This window comes from Streptomyces sp. NPDC001880, from assembly GCF_053594575.1.
In genome coordinates this window covers 1-1,711 of sequence record NZ_JBSFET010000267.1, presented here as the reverse complement: position 1 = coordinate 1,711, position 1,711 = coordinate 1, and the positions used below count along the sequence as shown (strand labels likewise).

The 1,711-nt window shown below is 69.5% G+C and carries 1 protein-coding gene and 1 pseudogene; one reads left to right on the top strand and one right to left on the bottom strand.

Features of this window, described 5'->3' with window-relative positions; all coding sequences use genetic code 11:
- A pseudogene (locus tag ACWCQ6_RS37145) lies at positions 1 to 161 on the top strand (DDE-type integrase/transposase/recombinase); the annotation flags it as partial.
- A gap of 301 nt (positions 162 to 462) precedes the next feature.
- On the opposite strand, the gene ACWCQ6_RS37140 reads toward ACWCQ6_RS37145, so the two are convergent.
- On the bottom strand, positions 463 to 1,596 hold the full coding sequence (locus tag ACWCQ6_RS37140) for an FG-GAP and VCBS repeat-containing protein (protein WP_451096907.1): 1,134 nt from the start codon (positions 1,594 to 1,596) through the stop codon (positions 463 to 465).
- Between the last annotated feature and the right edge of the window lie 115 nt (positions 1,597 to 1,711).

The window sequence follows — 1,711 nt, the reverse complement described above, 5'->3', positions numbered from 1 at the left end:
CGGCGCGGCCCACCGCGAGGTGATGCCCTCCGTCGAACACCGTTCCCACAAGGGTCTGAACAATCGGGCGGAGAACTCGCACCAGCCCACCCGGCGGCGTGAACGGGCGATGAAGGGCTTCCGCTCCGCCGGCGCCGTACAAGAATTCCTGTCCGCCTTCTGTGGCATCCCACTTCAGGCCTCGTCGCCACCTGATGACCGCCGCCCACTACCGCGCCGAGATGACCATCCGCTTCGCGATCTGGGACCAGATCACCGGCGCGACCGCCCTGCCTGCCGCGGCCTGAGCCCGGAGCCGGAACCCGGCCCCACCACCCCCGACACACCGTCGAGCATTCACACGCTTCACAACGTGACAGCACCCGAACTCACAAGCCCCAGCCCCGTGGACCAGGGTAGACCGCTAATGCTCTACGGTCTGGTAGCCCCGTAGTCCGTGCCGGGTGGCGGCGGCCGGCGGTTTCAGCGGCCGAAGCCGGAGCCAAAGTTGTCCCCCGGCGCTGGCTTCAGTCCCAGATCTGCGGGCCCGATGAGCATCGGCCTGGATGTGCTGATGCCGGAAGGGCTGCCGCGCAGAATCCTGACCTTGTCGTCGGCCCCGCTCGTGTGCGACGTGCCGACCGCCAGTTCGGCCGCGCCGTCGCCGTTCAGATCCTGGATCGCCAGCCGGGGCCACACCGGGAGGCCGGAAATACTCTTCGCGTTCGTGCCCGTCAGGCCCTTCGGTCCGCCGCGCAGCACCAGGGTCACCGTCTTGTCTCCCTTGAGCGGGGCGCTGAACGCGACGTCGGCGTAACCGTCGCCGTTCACGTCACCCGTCGCCGGCGCGTACCCGAAGTTGCAGTAGGAGGAGACCGGCTCGCCGGGCAGCCCCGGTGTCTTCTCGTTGATCGTCGTGGGCTTCAGACCGGTGCTCCACCCGCTCTTTCCGCCGTACGCGACCATCAGTCGGCTGCCGCCCTCGGGCACGGCTACGTCGCCGAGGATCTCGCAGGTGAGGCTGACGATCACATCGGCGAAGCCGTCCTTGTTCACGTCGGACGTGAGGGTGACCGAGCCGTACATGTCCTTGCCTCGCGCGTCCTTGAGGCGCGGCCCCTTCTTCAGTACGCCGTTGGCCGCTCCGCGGTACACGAGGGTGGCGCGGGGGGTCGGGATCTCGTCCGCGAACACGTGCGACCAGGTGACCACCAGATCGTCCTTGCCGTCGCCGTTCACGTCGCCGACGCCGGTGGGCCGGGGGGTGTAGTACGACGGCTTGTCGGGGGTGAGGTCGAGCGTCTTCGTACGGGCGGGCTTGCCCGTCCGGGTGAACGGGCCGAACCGGACCGTTGCCTTGGAGTCCGCGCTTCGGCTCGTGACGAGGTCGGCGTGGCCGTCGCCGTCGAAGTCGCCGGCGACCGGCGCGGCGCCGCTGAGCTTGGCTGCTCCGGAGAGCTTCTTCTTTCCGCCCCACACCACGAAGACCGTGTTGCTGCCGGCCTGCGTGATGAGGTCGCTGCGGCCGTCGCCGTCGAGGTCGGCCGAGATGGCACCGCTGCCGAGGCGGCCGCCGGTGCCCGCCTTGCCGAGGCCGAGGCTGTCCTGGGTGATCACCTGGTGGCGCCGGGTGTCGGCCCGGCGTATGGGTCGCCGAAGGCGCGGAAGTGCACCCCGACGCGGTGCTGCGTGGGCCGCTCTATATCGGGGACTACGCAAAGGTCGAAGCCGG